Raw genomic sequence first — 19,922 nt, 5'->3', positions numbered from 1 at the left:
GATCGTCTGACCGCCCCTGGACGGTGGAATGCAGTCCCTGGGCGCGCACGTGCAACGGATCTCATGGGTTTCCCCCGCCGGATGCACCGCCCCGCAGCCGGCCCGACCGATGCGAGGTTCCATGTCCGTCGCCCCCACCGCCGACGCCGCGCCGCTCGGCTACCCCGAGACAGCCGGCAAGGGACTCAAGGGCGGAGCGCTCGGGCTGCTGTCCAGCGTCGTCGTCGGCACCGCGTCCACCGCCCCCGCCTACAGCCTGGCCGCCAGCCTGGGGTTCGTCGTCGCCGGCGGCGGCGCGCTGCTCGCCGGCGTGAAGGCGCCCGCGATCATCCTGCTGGCGTTCGTCCCGATGTACCTCATCGCGCTCGCCTACCAGGAGCTCAACAGGGCCGAGCCGGACTGCGGCACCACGTTCACGTGGGCCACGCGCGCCTTCGGACCGCTGACCGGCTGGATCGGCGGCTGGGGCATCATCGCGGCCGACGTCATCGTCATGGCCAACCTGGCCCAGATCGCCGGCATCTACTCGTTCACGTTCGCCGGCGAGCTCGGCTGGGACGCGGCGGGCGAGCTCGCCGACAGCACCCTGTGGACCACGGTCGCGGGCCTGATCTGGATCGCCGTGATGACCTGGATCTGCTACCGGGGCATCGAGGTGTCCGCGCGCATCCAGTACGTGCTGCTCGCGGTCGAGGTGCTCGTGCTCCTGATCTTCTCCGTGGTGGCGCTCGCCAAGGTCTACACCGGCAACGGCGAGGACGGGTCGATCCTGCCCGCCTGGTCGTGGTTCTGGCCCGGCGGGCTGAGCATCTCCGACGTCATCGCGCCCGCGCTCCTGACGGCCGTGTTCATCTACTGGGGCTGGGACACCGCCGTCTCGGTCAACGAGGAGTCGGACGACCCGTCCCGGACCCCCGGCCGTGCCGCGATCCTCTCGACGGTGCTGCTGCTCGTCACCTACACGCTGGTCTCGACGTCGGCCGTGGCGTTCGCCGGGGTGGGCACCGAGGGCATCGGGCTGGCCAACCCCGACAACGCGGACGACGTGTTCGCGGCGATCGGTCCGGCGCTGTTCGGGGACACGGCGCTCGGCCACCTCGGTCTCCTGCTGCTGTCCGCGTCCATCCTCACGTCCGCGTCGGCCTCCACCCAGACGACGATCCTGCCGACGGCCCGCACCACGCTGTCGATGGCCGTGTACAAGGCGATCCCCGAGTCGTTCGCGAAGATCCACCCGACGTACCTCACCCCGGCCGTGTCCACGATCGCGATGGGCATCGCGTCGATCGTGTTCTACGCCGTGTTCACGCTGATCAGCCCCACGCTCCTCGGGGCGCTCGTCGGGTCCGTCGGCCTGATGATCGCGTTCTACTACGGGCTCACCGGCTTCGCGTGCTCTTGGTTCTACCGCCGCACGCTGCACCACACCCGGCGGGACTTCTTCATGCAGGGCGTCCTGCCGTCGCTCGGCGGCCTCATCCTGCTCGCGGCCTTCGTCTACGCGCTCAAGTCGTACGCCGCAGCCGACTGGCTGCAGGACGACGACGGCAACGACGTGACGATCCTCGGGTTCGGCGCCGTCGCCGTCGTGGGCATCGCCGCGATCCTCATCGGTGTCGTGCTCATGGTGATCTGGCGCCTGCGGGCCCCGGCGTTCTTCAAGGGAGAGACCCTGCCGCGCCGGGGTGCGCACGACCTGGTGCTGGTCGGGCCGCAGTCGGTCGGCGAGCCGGTCTTCCGGTTGCCCGACTCGGGTCTGCCGGGCATCGTCGTGGCGCAGAACCTGTCGAACCTGCCCGACGGGGCGACGGCCGTGAACGTGGCGACCGGTGAGGAGGTCGACGTGGACGACGCCGAGGACGGCCGGACCACATGAGCGCGCCCGTCGTCGAAGGGCTGCCCCAGAGCCGGTCGCTGCGGACGGCGATCCCCGGGCCGCGATCAGTCGAGCTGGCCGCGCGGCGGGCCGCCGCCGTCTCGGCCGGGGTGTCGTCCGCGCTGCCGGTGTACGTGGCGCGCGCCGGCGGTGCGGTCCTCGAGGACGTCGACGGCAACCGGTTCGTGGACCTCGGCGCCGGGATCGCGGTGACGTCGGTCGGCGCGAGCGCGCCCGCGGTGGTCGCCGCGGTCGCGGCGCAGGTGGCCGACTTCACGCACACCTGCTTCATGATCAGCCCGTACGAGGAGTACGTGGCGGTGTGCGAGGCGCTCGCCCGCCTGACGCCCGGGACGCACGAGAAGCGGTCGGTGCTGCTCAACTCCGGGGCCGAGGCCGTCGAGAACGCCGTCAAGGTCGCTCGCCGGGCCACCGGACGGGACGCGGTGCTCGTGCTCGACCACGCGTACCACGGGCGCACCAACCTCACGCTCGCGATGACCGCCAAGGCCATGCCCTACAAGACGGGGTTCGGCCCGTTCGCAGCCGAGGTCTACCGGGTCCCGGCGTCGTACCCGCTGCGGGACCCCGAGGGGATGACGGGCGAGGAGGCCGCGGCGCGGGCGATCGACGTCGCGCAGCGTCAGGTCGGTGCGGAGAGGGTCGCGGCGCTGGTCGTGGAGCCCGTCCTGGGCGAGGGGCGGGTTCGTCGTGCCCGCACCCGGGTTCCTGCCGTCGCTCGCCCGCTGGTGCGCCGAGCACGGGATCGTCCTGGTGGCCGACGAGGTGCAGACCGGGTTCGCCCGCACGGGCGCGATGTTCGCGTGCGAGCACGAGGGGGTCGTCCCCGACCTGGTGACGACCGCCAAGGGCATCGCGGGCGGCCTGCCGCTCGCCGCGGTGACGGGACGGGCCGACCTCATGGACGCCGTGCACCCCGGTGGCCTCGGCGGGACCTTCGGTGGCAGCCCTGTCTCGTGCGCGGCCGCGCTCGCCGCGATCGGGATGTACGAGCGCGACGACCTGGCGGCGGCGGCCCGGACGATCGAGGCCCGGGTGGTGCCGCGGCTCCGGGGGCTGGACGCCCCGGCCGTCGCCGAGGTGCGCGGCCGTGGCGCGATGCTGGCGGTGGAGCTGGTGCGACCCGGCGGGCTCGAACCCGATGCGACCGCCGCGTCCCGTGTGTCACGGGCGTGCGCGGCCGAGGGCGTGCTGGTCCTCACGTGCGGTACGTGGGGCAACGTCGTCCGGCTCCTGCCGCCGCTCGTCATCGGCGACGACCTGCTCGACGACGGCCTGGACGTGCTGGCCGCGGCCTTGTGCGCCGTCTGAGACGTCACCGGGGCGTCCGCTCCTGCAGACCCCAGGGCGACCCGTAGCCGTCCGCGAGCAGGTCGAGGAACGGCACCGCGTCGAACGCCTCCGGCCCGAGGACCCCGGAGCCCTTCCAGGTGCCGGCCGCGAGCAGCTCGAGTGCCACGACAGGGTTCACGGCCGTCTGCCACACCACGCACTGGGCGCCGTACTCGGCCATCGACCAGGCGTTGTCGACGATGTGGTGCAGGTAGACCTCACGCGGCGCGCCGTCCTTCCCGGTACCCGTGACCAGCACTCCCGCGCACGTCGACCCGGTCATGCGCGGCCCGAGCGTCGCCGGGTCGGGCAGTACCGCCGCCACCACGTCACGCGGGCTCACCTCGACGCCACGCACCCGCACGGGCGTCGTCGAGTCGAGGCGCAGGCGGTGCAGCGTGCGCAGGACGCCGATGAACTCCTCGCCGAGGCCGTACTTGAACGTGACGCGCCGCGCGTCGACCCACCGCGGGACCAGCAGCACCTCCTCGTGCTCCACGTGCACGCACTCGACCGGGCCGACGGGTTCCGGGAAGTCGAACACCTCGGGCTCGTGGAACGGCGGCACGGTGTACCACCCTGCCTCGATGCCCCCGCCGGTCTCGGCCCGGTCCGCCGACCACACGACGGGCGGGTTGAGGCACTCCTCGATCGTGGTCCAGACGGAGAACGACGGGGCGAACACCGGCTCGCCGTGCTCGTCGCGGACCACCAGGTTCGCGCCGTCGCGGACACCGACCTCGTCGACCGCCGAGAACAGGTGGTCCGCGGCGTAACGGGCGAACACGTCGGACAGCCCGGGCTCCACACCCATCCCGACGAGCGCGAGCCGTCCGGCGGCGGACCACGCCTCCGACTGCGCGAACTGCTCGTCGCCGAGCTTGACGCCGGGCAGCTCGTACGGCCGCTCGGGGTGAGGTCGGGACAGCGACATGGCCATGTCGAGGTAGTCCGCCCCGGCTGCGGACGTCCCCGCGAAGACCGGCATGACGAACCGTGGGTCGACGGCGTTGAGCACGTGCGTCGCGCCGTGCTCGCGGGCCAGGGTCTCGACCGCGAGCGCGTCGGAGGCGTCGACGGCCGCGGCCACGAACCGGTCCGTACCCACGTCGTGCGCCCGGGCTGCGGCGACCGTCCGCTCGGACCGCGCCGGGTCGACGTCCGCCACGACCATCCGCTCGAAGAAGCCGCGCCGGGCGGCGATCCGGGCGACCGCGTCACCGACGCCGCCGCTGCCGACCAGCAGGACGCGCATCAGAACGCCGACATCACGTGCTTGATCCGGGTGTAGTCCTCGAAGCCGTACATCGACAGGTCCTTGCCGTAGCCGGACTGCTTGAAGCCTCCGTGCGGCATCTCCGACACGAACGGGATGTGCGTGTTGATCCAGACGACGCCGAAGTCGAGCGCCCTCGACATCCGCAGCGCCGTGCCGTGGTCGGAGGTCCACACCGAGCTCGACAGGCCGTACCGCACGCCGTTCGCGCGCGCGACGGCCTCCGCCTCGTCGGTGAACGTCTGCACGGTGATGACGGGGCCGAAGATCTCGTCCTGGACGGCCTCGTCGTCCTGGCGCAGACCGTCCACCACGGTCGCCTCGACGAAGTAGCCGACGTCCCCGACCCGGCCGCCACCCGCGACCACGTCCGCGTGGTCCGGCAGCCGCGCGAGGAAGCCGGTCACACGCTCGAGCTGGTGGATGTTGTTGACCGGTCCGAACGCGACGTCGGGGTCGTCCGGCGGTCCCGTGCGCTGGCCGCGGGCCGCCTCGGCGAGCGCCGCGACGAACTCGTGGTGCACCTTCTCGTGCACGAGCACGCGGGTCGCGGCCGTGCAGTCCTGCCCGGCGTTGTAGTACCCGGCGGCGGCGATGCCCGCGGCGGCCGCGGCCAGGTCCGCGTCCGGGAAGACGACGACGGGCGCCTTGCCGCCGAGCTCGAGGTGCACCCGCTTGAGCCCGTGCGACGCCGCCTCGGCGACCTCGGACCCCGCCCGGACCGACCCGGTGATCGCCACCAGGTCGGGCCGCGGGTGGGACACGAGCGCCCGGCCGGTCTCCCGGTCGCCGCACACCACGTTGAGCACGCCCGGCGGCAGGACCTCGGCGGCGATCTCTGCGAGCAGGAGGGTCGAGGCGGGCGTCGTGTCGGAGGGCTTGAGGACGACGGTGTTGCCGGCCGCCAGCGCGGGCGCGATCTTCCAGACCGCCATCATGAGCGGGTAGTTCCACGGAGTGACCTGGCCGACGACGCCCACGGGCTCACGGCGCACCCACGACGTGTGCCCCGCCAGGTACTCCCCGGCGCTCAGCCCGTCGAGCACCCGGGCGGCGCCGGCGAAGAACCGCAGCTGGTCGACGCAGGGCGGCACCTCGTCGGTCGCGGTCAGGTGCAACGGCTTGCCCGTGTTCCGCGACTCGACCGTCACCAGCTCCTGCGCTCGAGCCTCGACGGCGTCGGCGAGCCGGAGCAGCCCGAGCTGCCGCTCGGCCGGGGTCGCGCCGCCCCAGCCCGGGAAGGCGGCAGACGCGGCGGCGTAGGCGGCGTCGACGTCGGCCGGGCCGCTGAGCGGGGCCTGGGCATACGTCTGGCCGGTGGACGGGTCGACCACCTCCGTCGTGCGTCCGTCGGCGGCAGGCCGCCGTTCGCCCCCGATCACGTTGAGCAGCGTCTGGCTCACGGGCACCTCCATCGCACGGGACGGTCCCCCTCCACCAGCGCCTCGCGGCACGTCCGTGTCGCGTCGGTGCACGCCGCCCGGCCGGCGCCGGTGGTCACGGGGTCGGTGCGCCGCACGCTACGCCGACCGGCGCCGTCGTGCGAGGGTCGACGAAGACTTCCCCCGCCGCCAGGACCTTCTACTGCCGGAATCAGAGCCTGCGCCGTGGTCCGACGACGGAATCCCTTGCGGCGGACGGTCGCCGCACGACACGATCGACGGGTGCAGACGCGGAGACCGCCAGCCGGGCAAGCGGTGCTGGACGACCTCTCGAAGGCCATCATCGAGCAGCTCCAGGAGGACGGTCGCCGGTCGTACGCCGCGATCGGCAAGGCCGTCGGGCTCTCCGAAGCGGCCGTCCGCCAGCGCGTGCAACGGCTGACCGAGTCGGGGGTCGTCCAGATCGTCGCCGTCACCGACCCGCTCCAGGTCGGGTTCACGCGGCAGGCCATGATCGGGCTGCGCTGCGAAGGTGACCTCGAGGCCGTCGCCGACGCACTCGCGGAGCTCCCGGAGGTCGACTACGTCGTGATCACCGCCGGCGGCTTCGACCTCCTCGTGGAGGTGGTGTGCGAGGACGACGACCACCTCCTCGAGGTGCTCAACCAGAGGATCCGCGGCCTGCCGGCCGTGCGGAGCACCGAGACGTTCGTGTACCTGCGCCTGCGCAAACAGCTCTACAACTGGGGGACGCGATGACCGGGACCACTCCGGCGGGCACCGACCGCGACGACGCCGCGCGGGCGCACCTGTGGGGGCACTTCACGCGGCAGAGCACGTGGGAGTCCGGAGTCCCTACCATCGTGCGCGGCGAGGGGCACCACATCTGGGACGACGCCGGCCGACGGTACATCGACGGGCTCTCCGGCCTGTTCGTCGTGCAGGCGGGGCACGGGCGTGCCGAGCTCGCCGAGCGGGCACGCCGGCAGGCCGAGCAGCTGGCGTTCTTCCCGCTGTGGTCGTACGCGCACCCGCAGGCGATCGACCTCGCCGAGCGGCTCGCCGCGTACGCCCCCGGCGACCTGGACCACGTGTTCTTCACGACGGGGGGCGGCGAGGCCGTCGAGACCGCGTGGAAGCTCGCCAAGCAGTACTGGCGGCTCGTGGGCCGGCCCGGCAAGTACAAGGTGATCTCCCGGTCGATCGCCTACCACGGCACCCCGCACGGCGCGCTGTCCATCACCGGCCTGCCCGCCCTGAAGGAGCCGTTCGAGCCGCTCGTCCCCGGGGCGCACAAGGTGCCGAACACCAACCTCTACCGCGCGCCCGAGCACCTGCGGGACGACCCCAAGGCGTTCGGGGCCTGGGCCGCCGACCGCGTCGCCGAGGCGATCGAGTTCGAGGGTCCCGACACGGTCGCGGCCGTCTTCGTCGAGCCGGTGCAGAACGCCGGGGGGTGCTTCCCGCCGCCGCCGGGCTACTTCGAGCGGCTCCGCGAGATCTGCGACCGGTACGACGTGCTCCTCGTGTCCGACGAGGTGATCTGCGCGTTCGGCCGGATCGGGTCGATGTTCGCGTGCGAGGACTTCGGGTACGTCCCGGACATGATCACGTGCGCCAAGGGCATGACGTCCGGCTACTCCCCCATCGGTGCACTCATCGCGTCGTCGCGCGTGTACGAGCCGTTCGCGTCGGGAGAGGCGATGTTCCCGCACGGGTACACGTTCGGCGGCCATCCTGTGTCCGCCGCGGTGGCGATGGCCAACCTCGACCTCTTCGAGCGTGAAGGGCTCAACGACCACGTCAAGCAGCAGGGCCCGGCGTTCCGGCGGACCCTCGAGCGGCTCCTCGACCTGCCCATCGTCGGCGACGTCCGCGGCGAGGGGTTCTTCTACGGCATCGAGCTCGTCAAGGACAAGGACGACCGCACCACGTTCGACGCCGACGAGAGCGAGCGCCTGCTCCGCGGGTTCCTGTCCGGCGCGCTGTTCGACGCCGGTCTCTACTGCAGGGCCGACGACCGTGGCGACCCCGTCGTCCAGCTCGCGCCGCCCCTGACCTGCGGGCAGGCCGAGTTCGACGAGATCGAGCAGATCCTGCGCGGCGTCCTCGCCGAGGCCTGGACGCACCTGTGACGGACCTGCGAGGGCTCTCCCTGTGGTTCGACCAGCTCGACGACGCCGAGCTCGTCCGGCGCGACCCTCTCGACGGGGACACGCAGGCCGACGTGGTGATCGTCGGCGCGGGCCTGACGGGTCTGTGGACCGCCTACTACCTCCTCGAGGCGGACCCGTCGCTCGACGTGCTCCTCGTGGAGCAGGTGGTCGCCGGCTTCGGCGCGAGCGGCCGGGCGGGCGGCTGGTGCTCGGCGCAGCTCCCGGTCGGCGCGGACGCCCTCGCCCGGGCCCACGGTCACGAGGCGGCGCTCGCCATGCGGGCGGCCATGCGCGACAGCGTCGTCGAGGTGGGCGGGGCCGCCGCCGCCGAGCTCATCGACTGCGGCTTCACGTTCGGCGGCACGGTGACGCTCGCGAGGAACGAGCCGCAGCTCGAGCGGGTGGCTGCCGAGGTCGCCGCCGGCCTCCCGTTCGGGGACGAGGCCACCCTCCTCGACGCCGACGGGATCCGGTCCCACGTGCGAGCGGACGGGGCGCTCGGCGGGGCGTTCTCGCCCGACTGCGCACGGGTCCAGCCGGCCCGCCTGGTCCGGGGACTGGTCGAGGTGGTGCTGGCCCGTGGCGCACGGCTCGCCGAGGGCACGAGGGCGATGCGCCTGTCGCCGCGTGCGGTCGTCACCGACCACGGCACCGTGCGGGCACGGTTCGTGGTCCGCGCTACGGAGGCATGGAGCACGCAGCTGCCCGGCTCGCGCCGGTCGGTCGCCCCGGTGTACTCCCTCATGATCGCGACGGAGCCGCTGTCCGACGAGCTCTGGGGCGAGATCGGGCTCGGACGGGCCGAGACGTTCACGGACGCCCGGCACCTGCTCGTGTACGGCCAGCGCACGACGGACGGCCGGCTCGCGTTCGGTGGGCGCGGGGCGCCTTACCATCTGCGGTCCGCCATCCGGCCGGCGTTCGACCAGGACACGGTCGTCTCGGAGCACCTGCACGGCTCGCTCGTCGACCTGTTCCCGGTGCTGCGCGACGTCGAGGTGACCCATCGCTGGGGCGGTCCGATCGGCGTCCCGCGGGACTGGCACCCGTCCGTCGGGCTCGACGAGGACGGCATCGCCTGGGCCGGTGGCTACGTGGGCGACGGCATCGCGACGAGCAACCTTGCGGGCCGCACGATCGCGGACCTCCTCACGGACACCGACTCGCCGCTCGTGCGGCTGCCGTGGGTGGGGCACCGGTCTCCCGAGTGGGAGCCGGAGCCCGTCCGGTGGGCGGGGATCACCGCCGCGCGGCAGGCCGCGGCGCTCGCCGACCGGACCGAGCACCGCACCGGACGGGCGAGCCGCCTCGCGCCGGTCCTCGACACGTTGCTCGGCGGTGCGGACCGGGCCTGACGGTCGCCTGGCCGCGGCCCTGCTCAGCGCCGAGCGAGCACCTCGTTCGCCCGCGCGCGTGCCCAGTCCTCCGCCGCCAGCACGGCGCCGAGGTCGAGCGCGTCCCCTGCCGTCCCGGTGTGCTCGTGGAGCACACGGCTGACCGTGGCGACGATGTCGAGGAACCCGATCCGCCCGGCCAGGAAGGCCGCGACGCACTCCTCGTTGGCAGCGTTGTAGACGGCGGGGTGGGTCGCTGACGCCGCGACCGCCTCACGGGCGAGGCGAACGGCGCCGAACACCTCCTCGTCGAGCGGCTCGAACGTCCAGCTCGTGACCCGCGTCCAGTCGCACGGCGGCGCGACGTCCGCCACCCGGTCCGGCCACGACAGGCCGAGGGCGATCGGCAGCCGCATGTCAGGCGGCGACGCCTGGGCGATGGTGGACCCGTCGACGAACTCGACCATCGAGTGCACGACCGACTGCGGGTGCACGACGACCGCGATGTCGGTGACGGCCACGTCGAACAGCAGGTGGGCCTCGATAAGCTCGAGGCCCTTGTTCATCAGCGTGGACGAGTTGACCGTGACCACCGGACCCATCGACCAGGTGGGGTGCGCGAGGGCCTGGTGCGGGCCGACGGCCTTGACGTCGTCCAGCGACCACCCACGGAACGGGCCCCCGGAGGCGGTCAGGACGAGGCGCCGCACCTCGCCCCGTGCACCACCGCGCAGGCACTGCGCGATCGCCGAGTGCTCCGAGTCCACGGGCACGATCTGGTCCGGGCGGGTGCGGGCGGCCTGCACGAGAGCGCCACCGACGACGAGCGACTCCTTGTTCGCGAGCGCCAGCGTGCTCCCGGCACGCAAAGCGGCGAGCGTCGGGCCCAGACCCACCGAGCCCGTGATGCCGTTGAGCACCACGTCCACGCCGCGACCGGCCAGCTCGGTGGAGGCGTCCGGTCCGACCAGGACCTCGACCGGTCCTCCGGTCCACGCGGCACGGAACGCCCGCTCGGCCGCGGGGTCGGCGAGGGCCACGACCTCGACGCCGAGCGCAGCGCCCTGGCGGGCCACGAGGGCGGCGTCGCGTCCACCTGCGCTGAGCCCCGTGACCCGGAACCGGTCCGGGTTGCGGGTCACGACGTCGATCGCCTGGGTGCCGATGGATCCCGTGGACCCGAGAAGGATGACGGTGCGCTGGCTCACCGGCCCATCATCGCGGACGACGGCAGCATCCCTGCACGCCTGCTCCGGGGCCCGGTGCTTCGTCGGCGGTCGGTCCGTGCCAGCTCCTCGTGCGCTCACTCGACGCCGAGGAGCACCTCGATCGCCCGGGCGAAGAACGCGTCGACCGCGGGCTCGCCGTAGCCGTTGGCACCCTTGCGGCTGCGGAACGTCGCCGCACGGATCTCCCCCGCGGTCAGCGGGGCGCCCTTGTCGAAGTAGGCGACGAGCCGGTGGCACAGCTCGTCGACGTCGGCGGGCTCGTAGCCGGCGTGCCGGCCCTCCGGTGGGGCGAACCGGTCACCGTCCGGCCGGCCGAGGCGGCCGTACAGGGAACGGGCCTGCTCACCGAGCTTCGCCATCCACGCCTCCTGCCCGCGCTGGGAGACGAACTCGGCACGCGCCCGGGCGACGAAGGCGGCCTCCAGACGGTCCAGCGCAGCGTCCACCGCCGACGTGACGTACCCGCCCCGGACCATGTCGAACGCCACGCCGCGCACGTCCTTGCTGGCCAGCGCCCCGGCCGGACCCTTCTCGTACACGGCACGCGCGTGCGAGAAGAACTCGTCGACCTCGTCGGGGTCGTACCCCTGCTTCAGCCCGGAGACCGTCCGGAACATCCCGTCGCTCACTCGTCCTCCTCCGCCGCCAGCTGCCCGCAGGCACCGTCGATCTCACTGCCCCGGGTGTCCCGGATGGTCGTCGGGATCCCGTGCGCGCGCAAGCGTGCCACGAACTCCTGCTCGACCCGCGGATCGCTCGCCGTCCATCGGGAACCCGGCACCGGGTTCAGCGGGATGGGGTTGCAGTGCACCCAGCCGCGGCCCCGGGCGTTGAGCTTCTCCCCGAGCAGGTCGGCCCTCCACGCGTGGTCGTTGACGTCGCGGATCAGGGCGTACTCGATCGAGACGCGCCGTCCGGTCTTCACGAAGTACCGGTGCGCCGAGTCGAGCGCCTGGTCCACGTTCCACCGGGTGTTCACCGGGACCAGCTCGCTGCGCAGCTCGTCGTCCGGTGCGTGCAGCGACAGGGCGAGCGTCACTGGGATCCCCTCGTCGGCGAGCTTGTCCATCGACGCGACCATGCCCACCGTCGACACCGTGACGTTCCGGGCCGACATGCCCAGGCCGTCCGGTGTCGGCGCGACGAGCCGACGCACCGTCTCCATGACCGCCTTGTAGTTCGCCAGCGGCTCCCCCATGCCCATGAAGACCACGTTCGTCAGGCGCGTCGGACCGCCGGGGACCTCACCGTCGGCCAGGGACCGCGCCGCCGACCGCACCTGCTCGACGATCTCCGCCGTCGAGAGGTTGCGCGTCAGGCCGAGCTGGCCCGTCGCACAGAACGCGCACGCGAGCCCGCAGCCCGCCTGGCTGGAGATGCACAGCGTCGTCCGGTTCGCGTACCGCATGAGCACCGACTCCACCTTGGCGCCGTCGAACAGGTGCCACAACGTCTTGACGGTGGTGCCCTTGTCGGCCGTCTGCGTGCGGTGGGCCGTGAGCAGCGTCGGGAACAGTCCCTCGACGAGCTTGTCACGGCTCGCCTTCGGCAGGTCGGTCATCGCCGCGGGGTCGGACGTCAGGTGCGTGAAGTAGTGCGTCGCGAGCTGCTTGGCCCGGAACGGCTTCTCGCCGAGCTCGGTCACCGCCGCGACACGCTGCTCGGGCGTGAGATCGACGAAGTGCCTCGGCGGCTTGCCGCGCGGTCCTCGGCTCGGCGACGACAGGTCCAGGCGGACGGGTGTGCCGGTCATGGCGCCCCCTCCTTCGGGTCGGGGTCAGGCCTCGCGGTCACGCGGGGAGCAGGACCGAGAGGATGAGGTACACGGCGGGGACCGTCAGGAGCAAGGAGTCGAGCCGGTCGAGCAGGCCGCCGTGGCCGGGGATGAGCCGGCCCATGTCCTTGAGCTCGAGGTCGCGCTTGAGCAGCGACTCGGCCAGGTCCCCGAGGGTCGCCGTCACGACGGTCGCGAGTCCGAGGAACACACCGACGAGCGGCTCACCGCCGAACCCGACCTGGACGCCGACCACGCCGACCACGCACGCGAGCACGATCGAGCCGATCAGGCCCTCCCACGACTTCTTGGGGCTCACCGACGGCGCGAGCGGGTGCTTGCCGAGCAGGGTGCCGACGACGAAGCCGCCGGTGTCGCTCGCCACCACCAGGAGGATGAACAGCATCACGCGGGCGGGCCCGTCGGGCGCCGCCAGCATGAGCATGACGAACCCGGCGAGGAACGGCAGGTATGCGGCCGCGAACGCCCCTGCGCTCGCGTCCCGCAGGGCGGCCTCGCCGTTCCCGTCGAGCACGCGCCAGATGACGACGCCGCCGACCGTCAGCATGAACGCGACGAACATCGCTTCTGGGCCGGCGGTGTACGCGGACACGAGGATGCCCACCGCACCCACGAGCAGGGGGACCAGCGGCAGGTGGATCGCCCGACGGGTGAACGCCTGGGCGAGCTCCCACAGTCCGGCGCACACGGCGACGATCGCCACGACGGCGAACGCCTCCTTGCGGATGAACAGCGAGGCGACGACGCCGACGAGCAGGGTGACGCCGACGACGATCGCGACGGGAAGGTCCCTGCCCGGTCGCGGCGTGCGCGGTGCGGCGAGTGCGGTGTGCTCCGACATCAGACCTCGAGGAGCTCGCTCTCCTTGGACGAGAGCAGGTGGTCGATCAGGTCGACATGCTTCTTGGTGAGCACCTCGAGCTCCTTCTCGGCCCGTCCGACCTCGTCCTCCCCGGCTTCACCGTCCTTGACGATGCGGTCCAGCTCCTCCTTGGCGCGCCGGCGCACGTTGCGCACCGAGATCCGCGCGTCCTCCGCCTTGGCCTTCGCGAGCTTGACGAAGTCGCGACGACGCTCCTCGGTCAGCGCGGGCAGCACCACCCGGATCACGTTGCCGTCGTTCGACGGGTTCACGCCCAGGTCCGACTCGCGCAGCGCCTTCTCGACGGCGACCATGGACGACTTGTCGAACGGCGACACCAGGATCGTGCGTGCCTCGGTCACGTTGAACGACGCCAGCTGCTGCAGCGGGGTGGGGCTGCCGTAGTAGTCGACGAACACCTTGGAGAACATCGCGGCGTTGGCGCGGCCGGTACGGATCGTGGAGAAGTCGTCCTTGGCGACCTCGATCGCCTTGTCCATCTTCTCCTCGGCCTCGAGGAGGGTCTCGTCGATCACCGGTGCTCCTTCGTGCGTGCGGTCGGGGGTGTGGCTGCGGGACGAGCGGGCGTCAACCCGCCGTGACGAGCGTGCCGATCTTCTCACCCTGGAGGGCACGCGTGACGTTGCCGGGCTCCTCGAGGCCGAACACGCGCATCGCCACGTCGTTGTCGCGGCTCAGGCTGAGGGCCGTCTGGTCCATCACGGCCAGGTCGCCGACGAGCGCGTCCGTGTAGGTGAGCGAGTCGAGCTTCACGGCGGTGGGGTCCTTGCGGGGGTCGGCGGTGTAGACGCCGTCCACACCGTTCTTGCCCATCAGGACCTCCTGGCAGTGCGTCTCCAGGGCGCGCTGCACGCACACGGTGTCCGTGGAGAAGTACGGCATCCCGGCGCCCGCACCGAAGATCACCACGCGGCCCTTCTCGAGGTGCCGGATGGCGCGCAGCGGGATGTACGGCTCGGCGACCTGGCCCATGGTGATGGCGGTCTGCACGCGCGTGCTCACGCCCGCCTGCTCGAGGAAGTCCTGCAGCGCGAGGCAGTTCATGACGGTGCCGAGCATGCCCATGTAGTCCGCCCGGGCCCGGTCGAGGCCGCGCTGCGACAGCTCGGCGCCCCGGAAGAAGTTGCCGCCGCCGACGACGATCGCGACCTGTACGCCGGTCCTGACCGCGATCGCGATCTCGGCGGCGACGCGCTGCACGACGTCCGCCGCCAGGCCCACGTCACCGCCGCCGAACGTCTCGCCGGAGAGCTTGAGCAGGACACGGCGGGCCGGAGCGCTCTCGTCGGTCGCGGTCGCGCGGTGGCTCACGGTGTCTCCCTGGGTGCGTCCGGCATGGGTGGGCGCGCATCTGCGCCCGGTGCGACGGTGGCCCCGACCCGGTGCGGGTCGGGGCCACCCCGTCACACGGGGTCAGGCTCCCACGCGGTAGCGCACGAAGCCTGTCAGCGTGCCGCCGGCCTCGGTGAGGACCTGGGCGACCGTCTTCTTGTTGTCCTTGGCGAACGCCTGCTCGAGGAGCACGTTCTCCTTGAAGAACCCGTTGAGGCGGCCCTCGACGATCTTCGACAGCGCAGCCTCGGGCTTGCCCTCGTTGCGGGCGGTCTCCTCGGCGATGTGACGCTCGTTCGCGACAGTCTCCGCCGGGACGTCCTCACGCGTGAGGTACGTGGGCGAGAACGCCGCGATGTGCGTCGCGATGTCCCGCGCCACGCCGGCGCCGGCGGCGTCGGTCGCGACCAGCACGCCGACCTGCGGGGGGAGGTCCTTGTTGACCTTGTGCAGGTAGACCTCGACGTGCTCTCCGGCGAGGCGGGCCAGACGACGCACGACGACGCGCTCCCCCAGGGTCGCGGCCGTCTCGTCGACGATCGACTGGACGCTGCTGCCGTCGACCTCCGTGGCGAGCAGCGCGTCCGCGTCACGGGCGGGCGAGTCGACGGCCGCGCTGAGCACGCGCTCGGCGAGGGCCACGAAGTTGGGGCTCTTCGCGACGAAGTCGGTCTCCGAGTTGACCTCGACGAGCACGCCGGTCTGGCCGTCGCCGTCCGAGGTGGGGCCGACGTGGGCGGCCACGAGACCGTCCGACGCGGCGCGTCCCTCACGCTTCCCGACGCCCTTCAGGCCCTTGACGCGGATGATCTCGAGCGCCTTGTCGGCGTCGCCCTCCGCCTCCTCGAGCGCCTTCTTGACGTCGAGCATGCCGGCACCGGTCTTCTCGCGCAGCGCCTTGATGTCCGCGAGCGAGTAGTTCGCCATCAGTCGTGTCCGTTCCTGTTGAGTCGTGAGCTGCGTGCGTGACCCTCGCGGGTCGGTGACGTGCCGCGGTGCCGGTGACCCGTCGGGTCACCGGCACCGGCGACGTCACTCGGAGTCGGCTTCGCCCTCGGTCTGGGCCGCGGCGTCGCCCTCGACGGGGGCCTCGGCGACGGCCTCGACGACCTCGGTCGCCTCGACCGCTGCCACGGCCTCCTCGACCGGCGCGTCTGCCGTCACGACGTCCGCGGCGGTCGGCTGGTCGGCCTGCACGGCGGCGGGGGCCGCAGCGGCCTCACCGGACTGGAGGTCCGCCTCGGCACCGGCGAGGAGCTCGCGCTCCCACTCGGCCAGCGGCTCGGCGGCCTCGGCACCCTCGGCGGCCGCGGTACGACCCGAGTGGCGCTTGAGCAGGCCGTCGGCGGCGGCGTCGGCGATGACCCGGGTGAGCAGCTGGACGGCGCGGATCGCGTCGTCGTTGCCCGGGATCGGGTAGTCCACCACGTCGGGGTCGCAGTTGGTGTCGAGGATCGCGACGACCGGGATGCCGAGCTTGCGCGCCTCGTTGACGGCGAGGTGCTCCTTGTTCGTGTCGACGATCCACACGGCCGAGGGGACCTTGGCCATGTCGCGGATGCCGCCGAGCGTCTTCGCGAGCTTGTCCTTCTCGCGGCGCAGGACGAGCAGCTCCTTCTTCGTGAGGTTCGAGCCCGCGACGTCGTCGAAGTCGATCTGCTCGAGCTCCTTGAGGCGCTGAAGGCGCTTGTGCACCGTGCTGAAGTTGGTGAGCATGCCACCGAGCCAGCGCTGGTTGACGTACGGCATGCCGACGCGGGCAGCCTGCTCGGCGACCGGCTCCTGCGCCTGCTTCTTGGTGCCGACGAAGAGGATCGTGCCGCCGTGCGCGACGGTCTGGCTGACGAAGTCGTAGGCGTTGTCGATGTACGACAGCGACTGCTGCAGGTCGACGATGTAGATGCCGTTGCGCTCGGTGAAGATGAAGCGCTTCATCTTGGGGTTCCAGCGGCGGGTCTGGTGTCCGAAGTGGACACCGCTCTCGAGCAGCTGGCGCATGGTCACGACGGCCATGGCACGTCCTTCCGACGCGCACCGCGAGGTGCGCGCATGCAGGCAGGCCCGACCAGCGGGCCGCATCTCGGTTGTCGGCCCGACCAGGTGGTCGGAGCCCCTGGCGCCATGCCGGCGGCTGCGCCGGGCCACGCACATGACGTGCGGTACCCGGACCGGTGCAGCGTCCGACCCCGGACCTGTCCCTGCCGGTGAGGCAAGGTGGACACCGGGAAGATGGCGCGCGATGTCGACCGGCACGGACCGGTCGCACGCGAAGTCTAACCGATCGACGGCGCGCCGCGGGCGTCGCGCATCGAGCCACCCACAGCCCCGGCTCCACTGCACCGGAGCCCGAGTCCCGGGGCCGCGACCGATGCGCCGTCGCCGTCCACGCCACCGTGCTTCCCATGAGCCCCGTCCCACCGTCCAGCACCCCGTCCCTGCAGCGTCCCGGGGGGACCGTCGTGCATCCCGGCAGCACCGGCCGGCAGCAGAGCGGAAGCGGTACACCGCGGCGTCCGGGCCACGGGACACGGCGGCATCCGCCCGGTGCGGCCCCGGACCGCCGGTCGACGGCACCCTCGGAGCAGGGTCGCCTGTCGCGTCGTCCGCATCACCACCTCGCAGGCCGCCGGCGTGCCGTCACCGTCGCGGTCCTCGGAACGGTGCTCGGCTGGGTCGTCGCCGTGGTCGCGGGCAGCGCCGCTGCCCCGCAGTCGGCCGACGAGGTGGTCACGTTCCGCCCACCGGTCGCCGGTCCCCTGCGCGTGACGCATCCGTTCCTGGCACCCCCTGAGCCCTGGTCCGCCGGTCACCGCGGCGTCGATCTGGCGTCCGACGTGGGGACGCCCCTCGTCTCGCCGGCGGCGGGGATCGTGACGTTCGTGGGCGAGGTCGCCGGCCGCGGGGTCGTCACGGTCACCCATCCCGGTGGGTTGCGTTCGAGCCTGGAGCCGGTCGTCCCTACCGTCGCGGTGGGCGCGGCGGTCGCCGCCGGGGACACCCTGGGCACGCTGGCAGGGAACGGGTCGCACTGCGCGCCCGCCTCGTGCGTGCACTGGGGGGTGCGCCGGGGCACGACCTACCTCGATCCCCTGGGGACGCTCGGCGCACCGGGACCGATCGTGCTGCTGTCCGAACGTCCCCCGTCCGGCGGTGCCGGCCCGCGGGACGAGCGGGAGTCGCCGGCGTGAGCTCCGTCGCCGAACCTGCCCCGACCGGAGCGCACAACCGGCGACACCGCAGGAAGGTCAGACGCGCTCGGCGTCCAGCAGCCGCGTCCGCAGCCGCAGCATGGCGGCGGTGTGCATCTGCGAGATCCGCGACTCGGTGACACCAAGCACCCGGCCGATCTCGGCCAGCGTCATGCCCTCGTAGTAATAGAGGACCACCACGATCCGCTCGCGCTCGCCGAGCTGCTCGATCGCGCGGGCCAGCAGGTACTTGGTCTCGGCTGCGTCGATCGCGCCGGCCGGGTCGAGCATGCGGTCGTCGCCCAGGGTGTCGCCCAGCGAGGCACCCCCGGGGCGGTCGTCGCCGCCGCCGAGGAGCTCGTCGAGCGCCGCGACATTGACGGTGGCGAGCTGCGAGAACACCGCGCGAAGCTCGTTGACGGTCAGCTCGAGGTGGGCAGCCGCCTCCTGCTCCGTAGGCGTGCGGTGCAGTCGCGCTTCCAGCTCGGCGTAGGCGCGGTCGACCGCACGTGCCTTGGTCCGCACCGATCGCGGCACCCAGTCCATCGCGCGCAGCTCGTCGATGATCGCGCCACGGATCCGGGAGGACGCGTAGGACTCGAACTTCACGGCGCGGTCGGTCTGGTACTTCTCGATCGCGTCGATGAGCCCGAACATGCCGTAAGACACCAGATCCGCCTGCTCGACGGTGCTGGGCAGCCGCATCCCGACACGTCCGGCGACGGCGGAGACGAGCGGCGCGTAGTGCAGGATCAGGTTCTCCCGCGCCCGGGCTGCGCCCGTCGACTTGAACGTGTCCCACATGGCCGCGACGTCGGAGGCGTCGGCCGGTCCGCCGCGTTGGGTCGGAGGCTCGTCGACCACGAGCGACAGGTGTCCACCGTCGATCTCGGTGGCGTCACCGTCCTCGAGGAGCTCGGGCGCGACCGAGCCGTCCGGCATGGTGCGCTGCTGCGGGATGACCCCCTCGGCGGCGGTGCCTGCGAAGCGGGCGTGCAGGACGTGGACCGCATCGAGTGAGGACGCCATCGTCGACTCCGTTCGTGCCTTCATGCGCGGGGGTGCGCCAGTGCGAATGCCGAGCGAAGACGCTCGGCCGAGACGTGGGTATAGCGCTGCGTCGTGGCGAGGCTCGCGTGGCCGAGCAGCTCCTGCACGCTTCGCAGGTCCGAGCCACCGTCGAGCAAGTGCGTCGCGGCGGTGTGGCGCAGGCCGTGTGGTGCGACGTCCTCGACGCCGGCCAGCGCCGCGGCGGCGTGCACCGCCGCTCGGACCTGTCGCTGGTCGACCCTGCCGCCCCGGCGGCCGAGGAGGAGCGCCGGCGGGGAGCCCGGACGTACGAGGAGCGGCCGGCCGCGCTGCAGCCAGGCGGCCACCGCGTCCCGAGCGGGCCGACCGAACGGCACGACGCGCTCCTTGTCGCCCTTGCCGACGACGTGGACCAGCCGCTCGTCGAGGTCGATGTCGTCGACGTCCACGCCGCAGAGCTCGCCGACCCGCGCACCCGTCGCGTACAGGAGCTCGAGCGTCGCCCAGTCCCGCAGGTGGGTCGGCTCGTCGTCCTCCGCGCGGTCCCGGGCGGCGTCGATCATGCGCGTGACCGGCCCGAGCTGCAGGACCGTGGGCAACAGCTGCGACACCCGCGCGGTGCCGAGGCGCAGCGACGGGTCCGACGGGACGAGCCCCGTGTGGACGGCCCAGGCGAAGAACGTCCGCACGGCGGCACTCCGACGGGCGAGCGTCGACCGGCTGCGCTGGGCCTGCGCCATCGATGCGAGCCATGCGCGCAGCACGCCCAGGTCGATCGCACCGAGCGAGTCGAAGCCGTGCCGGTGCGAGTACGCGAGCATCTGATCGACATCACCCAGATATGCCCGAATGGTGTGCTCGGAACAACCGCGCTGCACGCCCAGATATGCCGAGAAATCACCGAGCAGACGGGCATGCGATGCGCCCGTCGGGGTGACCTCGGTGGTGTTCATGGCCCTACGGTGACCTGAAACACATCACGGAAACAAGCGCGACTCTGCCCTCCAGGGCCTGCTCCTGGGGGATTGCGCCGCGCTTGTCCGATTCGCCGACCGTGAATGGCCGATGATCGATGCGTTTTCACCCGCG

At 72.4% G+C, this 19,922-nt stretch carries 17 protein-coding genes and 1 pseudogene; 6 read left to right on the top strand and 12 right to left on the bottom strand.

Annotation, left to right across the window (positions count from 1 at the left end; all coding sequences use genetic code 11):
• Positions 1–121: 121 nt before the first annotated feature.
• Both ACVW07_RS19535 and gabT read left to right on the top strand, forming a co-directional pair.
• A complete protein-coding gene (locus ACVW07_RS19535; RefSeq protein ID WP_456820856.1) occupies positions 122–1,876 on the top strand; it encodes an APC family permease in 1,755 nt (584 codons plus the stop codon).
• A pseudogene (gabT, locus tag ACVW07_RS19530) lies at positions 1,873–3,208 on the top strand (4-aminobutyrate--2-oxoglutarate transaminase). The gene ACVW07_RS19535 and the pseudogene gabT overlap by 4 nt, the downstream one beginning before the upstream one ends.
• Positions 3,209–3,212: 4 nt before the next feature.
• On the opposite strand, the gene ACVW07_RS19525 reads toward gabT, so the two are convergent.
• Both ACVW07_RS19525 and ACVW07_RS19520 read right to left on the bottom strand, forming a co-directional pair.
• Positions 3,213–4,484, bottom strand: coding sequence for a saccharopine dehydrogenase C-terminal domain-containing protein (locus ACVW07_RS19525; protein WP_456820855.1), 1,272 nt, complete (start codon positions 4,482–4,484; stop codon positions 3,213–3,215).
• Positions 4,484–5,920: an aminobutyraldehyde dehydrogenase gene (locus ACVW07_RS19520; protein ID WP_456820854.1), complete on the bottom strand. Its 1,437-nt coding sequence runs from the start codon at positions 5,918–5,920 to the stop codon at positions 4,484–4,486. Before ACVW07_RS19520 ends, ACVW07_RS19525 begins: the two co-directional genes overlap by 1 nt.
• Before the next feature lie 249 nt (positions 5,921–6,169).
• Between ACVW07_RS19520 and ACVW07_RS19515 the strand changes: the two genes are divergently transcribed.
• Genes ACVW07_RS19515 through ACVW07_RS19505 form a run of 3 tightly spaced genes read left to right on the top strand, consistent with a single transcriptional unit; the run spans position 6,170 to position 9,398 of the window.
• Positions 6,170–6,646, top strand: a complete 477-nt coding sequence (locus tag ACVW07_RS19515; protein WP_456820853.1) for an Lrp/AsnC family transcriptional regulator — start codon at positions 6,170–6,172, stop codon at positions 6,644–6,646.
• The gene (locus tag ACVW07_RS19510) at positions 6,643–8,022 is read left to right on the top strand and encodes an aspartate aminotransferase family protein (RefSeq protein ID WP_456820852.1); all 1,380 of its coding nucleotides are present in this window, start codon (positions 6,643–6,645) and stop codon (positions 8,020–8,022) included. The genes ACVW07_RS19515 and ACVW07_RS19510 overlap by 4 nt, the downstream gene beginning before the upstream one ends.
• Positions 8,019–9,398 (top strand): NAD(P)/FAD-dependent oxidoreductase, encoded by a 1,380-nt coding sequence (locus ACVW07_RS19505; RefSeq protein ID WP_456820851.1) that lies wholly within the window; start codon positions 8,019–8,021, stop codon positions 9,396–9,398. The genes ACVW07_RS19510 and ACVW07_RS19505 overlap by 4 nt, the downstream gene beginning before the upstream one ends.
• Before the next feature lie 23 nt (positions 9,399–9,421).
• Here the strand turns inward: ACVW07_RS19505 and dxr are convergent, their stop codons facing one another.
• From dxr to rpsB, 8 genes are all read right to left on the bottom strand, one after another.
• Positions 9,422–10,585 (bottom strand): 1-deoxy-D-xylulose-5-phosphate reductoisomerase, encoded by a 1,164-nt coding sequence (dxr, locus tag ACVW07_RS19500; RefSeq protein WP_456820850.1) that lies wholly within the window; start codon positions 10,583–10,585, stop codon positions 9,422–9,424.
• 95 nt (positions 10,586–10,680) lie between these two features.
• A complete protein-coding gene (locus tag ACVW07_RS19495) occupies positions 10,681–11,235 on the bottom strand; it encodes a DivIVA domain-containing protein (protein WP_456820849.1) in 555 nt (184 codons plus the stop codon).
• Entirely contained in the window at positions 11,232–12,359 is a 1,128-nt protein-coding gene (gene rlmN, locus ACVW07_RS19490) for a 23S rRNA (adenine(2503)-C(2))-methyltransferase RlmN (protein ID WP_456820848.1), read from the bottom strand. The genes ACVW07_RS19495 and rlmN overlap by 4 nt, the downstream gene beginning before the upstream one ends.
• Before the next feature lie 37 nt (positions 12,360–12,396).
• Positions 12,397–13,242, bottom strand: coding sequence for a phosphatidate cytidylyltransferase (locus ACVW07_RS19485; RefSeq protein WP_456820847.1), 846 nt, complete (start codon positions 13,240–13,242; stop codon positions 12,397–12,399).
• Positions 13,242–13,799, bottom strand: a complete 558-nt coding sequence (gene frr / locus ACVW07_RS19480) for a ribosome recycling factor (protein ID WP_456820846.1) — start codon at positions 13,797–13,799, stop codon at positions 13,242–13,244. The genes ACVW07_RS19485 and frr overlap by 1 nt, the downstream gene beginning before the upstream one ends.
• A gap of 52 nt (positions 13,800–13,851) precedes the next feature.
• Positions 13,852–14,595, bottom strand: coding sequence for a UMP kinase (gene pyrH / locus ACVW07_RS19475; protein ID WP_456820845.1), 744 nt, complete (start codon positions 14,593–14,595; stop codon positions 13,852–13,854).
• Positions 14,596–14,697: 102 nt separating this feature from the next.
• Positions 14,698–15,543 (bottom strand): translation elongation factor Ts, encoded by an 846-nt coding sequence (gene tsf, locus ACVW07_RS19470; protein ID WP_456820844.1) that lies wholly within the window; start codon positions 15,541–15,543, stop codon positions 14,698–14,700.
• 105 nt (positions 15,544–15,648) lie between these two features.
• On the bottom strand, positions 15,649–16,629 hold the full coding sequence (gene rpsB / locus ACVW07_RS19465; RefSeq protein WP_456820843.1) for a 30S ribosomal protein S2: 981 nt from the start codon (positions 16,627–16,629) through the stop codon (positions 15,649–15,651).
• Positions 16,630–17,276: 647 nt separating this feature from the next.
• On the opposite strand from rpsB, the gene ACVW07_RS19460 reads away from it, so the two are divergent.
• Positions 17,277–17,804, top strand: a complete 528-nt coding sequence (locus ACVW07_RS19460; protein WP_456820842.1) for a peptidoglycan DD-metalloendopeptidase family protein — start codon at positions 17,277–17,279, stop codon at positions 17,802–17,804.
• Positions 17,805–17,861: 57 nt separating this feature from the next.
• Here ACVW07_RS19460 and whiG read toward each other — a convergent pair whose 3' ends face one another.
• Positions 17,862–18,833: an RNA polymerase sigma factor WhiG gene (whiG, locus tag ACVW07_RS19455; protein ID WP_456820841.1), complete on the bottom strand. Its 972-nt coding sequence runs from the start codon at positions 18,831–18,833 to the stop codon at positions 17,862–17,864.
• 20 nt (positions 18,834–18,853) lie between these two features.
• Positions 18,854–19,786 carry a tyrosine recombinase XerC gene (locus ACVW07_RS19450; protein WP_456820840.1) on the bottom strand — a complete coding sequence of 311 codons (933 nt, stop codon included), beginning with the start codon at positions 19,784–19,786 and terminating at the stop codon, positions 18,854–18,856.
• Positions 19,787–19,922 lie beyond the last annotated feature (136 nt).

The sequence above is a fragment of the Cellulomonas sp. URHB0016 genome (genome assembly GCF_054057935.1).
The sequence above is the reverse complement of the archived record's forward strand: the minus strand, read 5'-3'. Positions and strand labels throughout refer to the sequence as shown.

Coding starts and splice junctions, on each gene's coding strand:
- ACVW07_RS19525 (WP_456820855.1), bottom strand. CDS start 4,484: ATGCGCGTCCTGCTGGTCGGCAGCGGCGGCGTCGGTGACGCGGTCGCC.
- ACVW07_RS19520 (WP_456820854.1), bottom strand. CDS start 5,920: ATGGAGGTGCCCGTGAGCCAGACGCTGCTCAACGTGATCGGGGGCGAA.
- whiG (WP_456820841.1), bottom strand. CDS start 18,833: ATGGCGTCCTCACTCGATGCGGTCCACGTCCTGCACGCCCGCTTCGCA.
- ACVW07_RS19510 (WP_456820852.1), top strand. CDS start 6,643: ATGACCGGGACCACTCCGGCGGGCACCGACCGCGACGACGCCGCGCGG.
- rpsB (WP_456820843.1), bottom strand. CDS start 16,629: ATGGCCGTCGTGACCATGCGCCAGCTGCTCGAGAGCGGTGTCCACTTC.
- ACVW07_RS19485 (WP_456820847.1), bottom strand. CDS start 13,242: ATGTCGGAGCACACCGCACTCGCCGCACCGCGCACGCCGCGACCGGGC.
- rlmN (WP_456820848.1), bottom strand. CDS start 12,359: ATGACCGGCACACCCGTCCGCCTGGACCTGTCGTCGCCGAGCCGAGGA.
- tsf (WP_456820844.1), bottom strand. CDS start 15,543: ATGGCGAACTACTCGCTCGCGGACATCAAGGCGCTGCGCGAGAAGACC.
- ACVW07_RS19450 (WP_456820840.1), bottom strand. CDS start 19,786: ATGAACACCACCGAGGTCACCCCGACGGGCGCATCGCATGCCCGTCTG.
- ACVW07_RS19535 (WP_456820856.1), top strand. CDS start 122: ATGTCCGTCGCCCCCACCGCCGACGCCGCGCCGCTCGGCTACCCCGAG.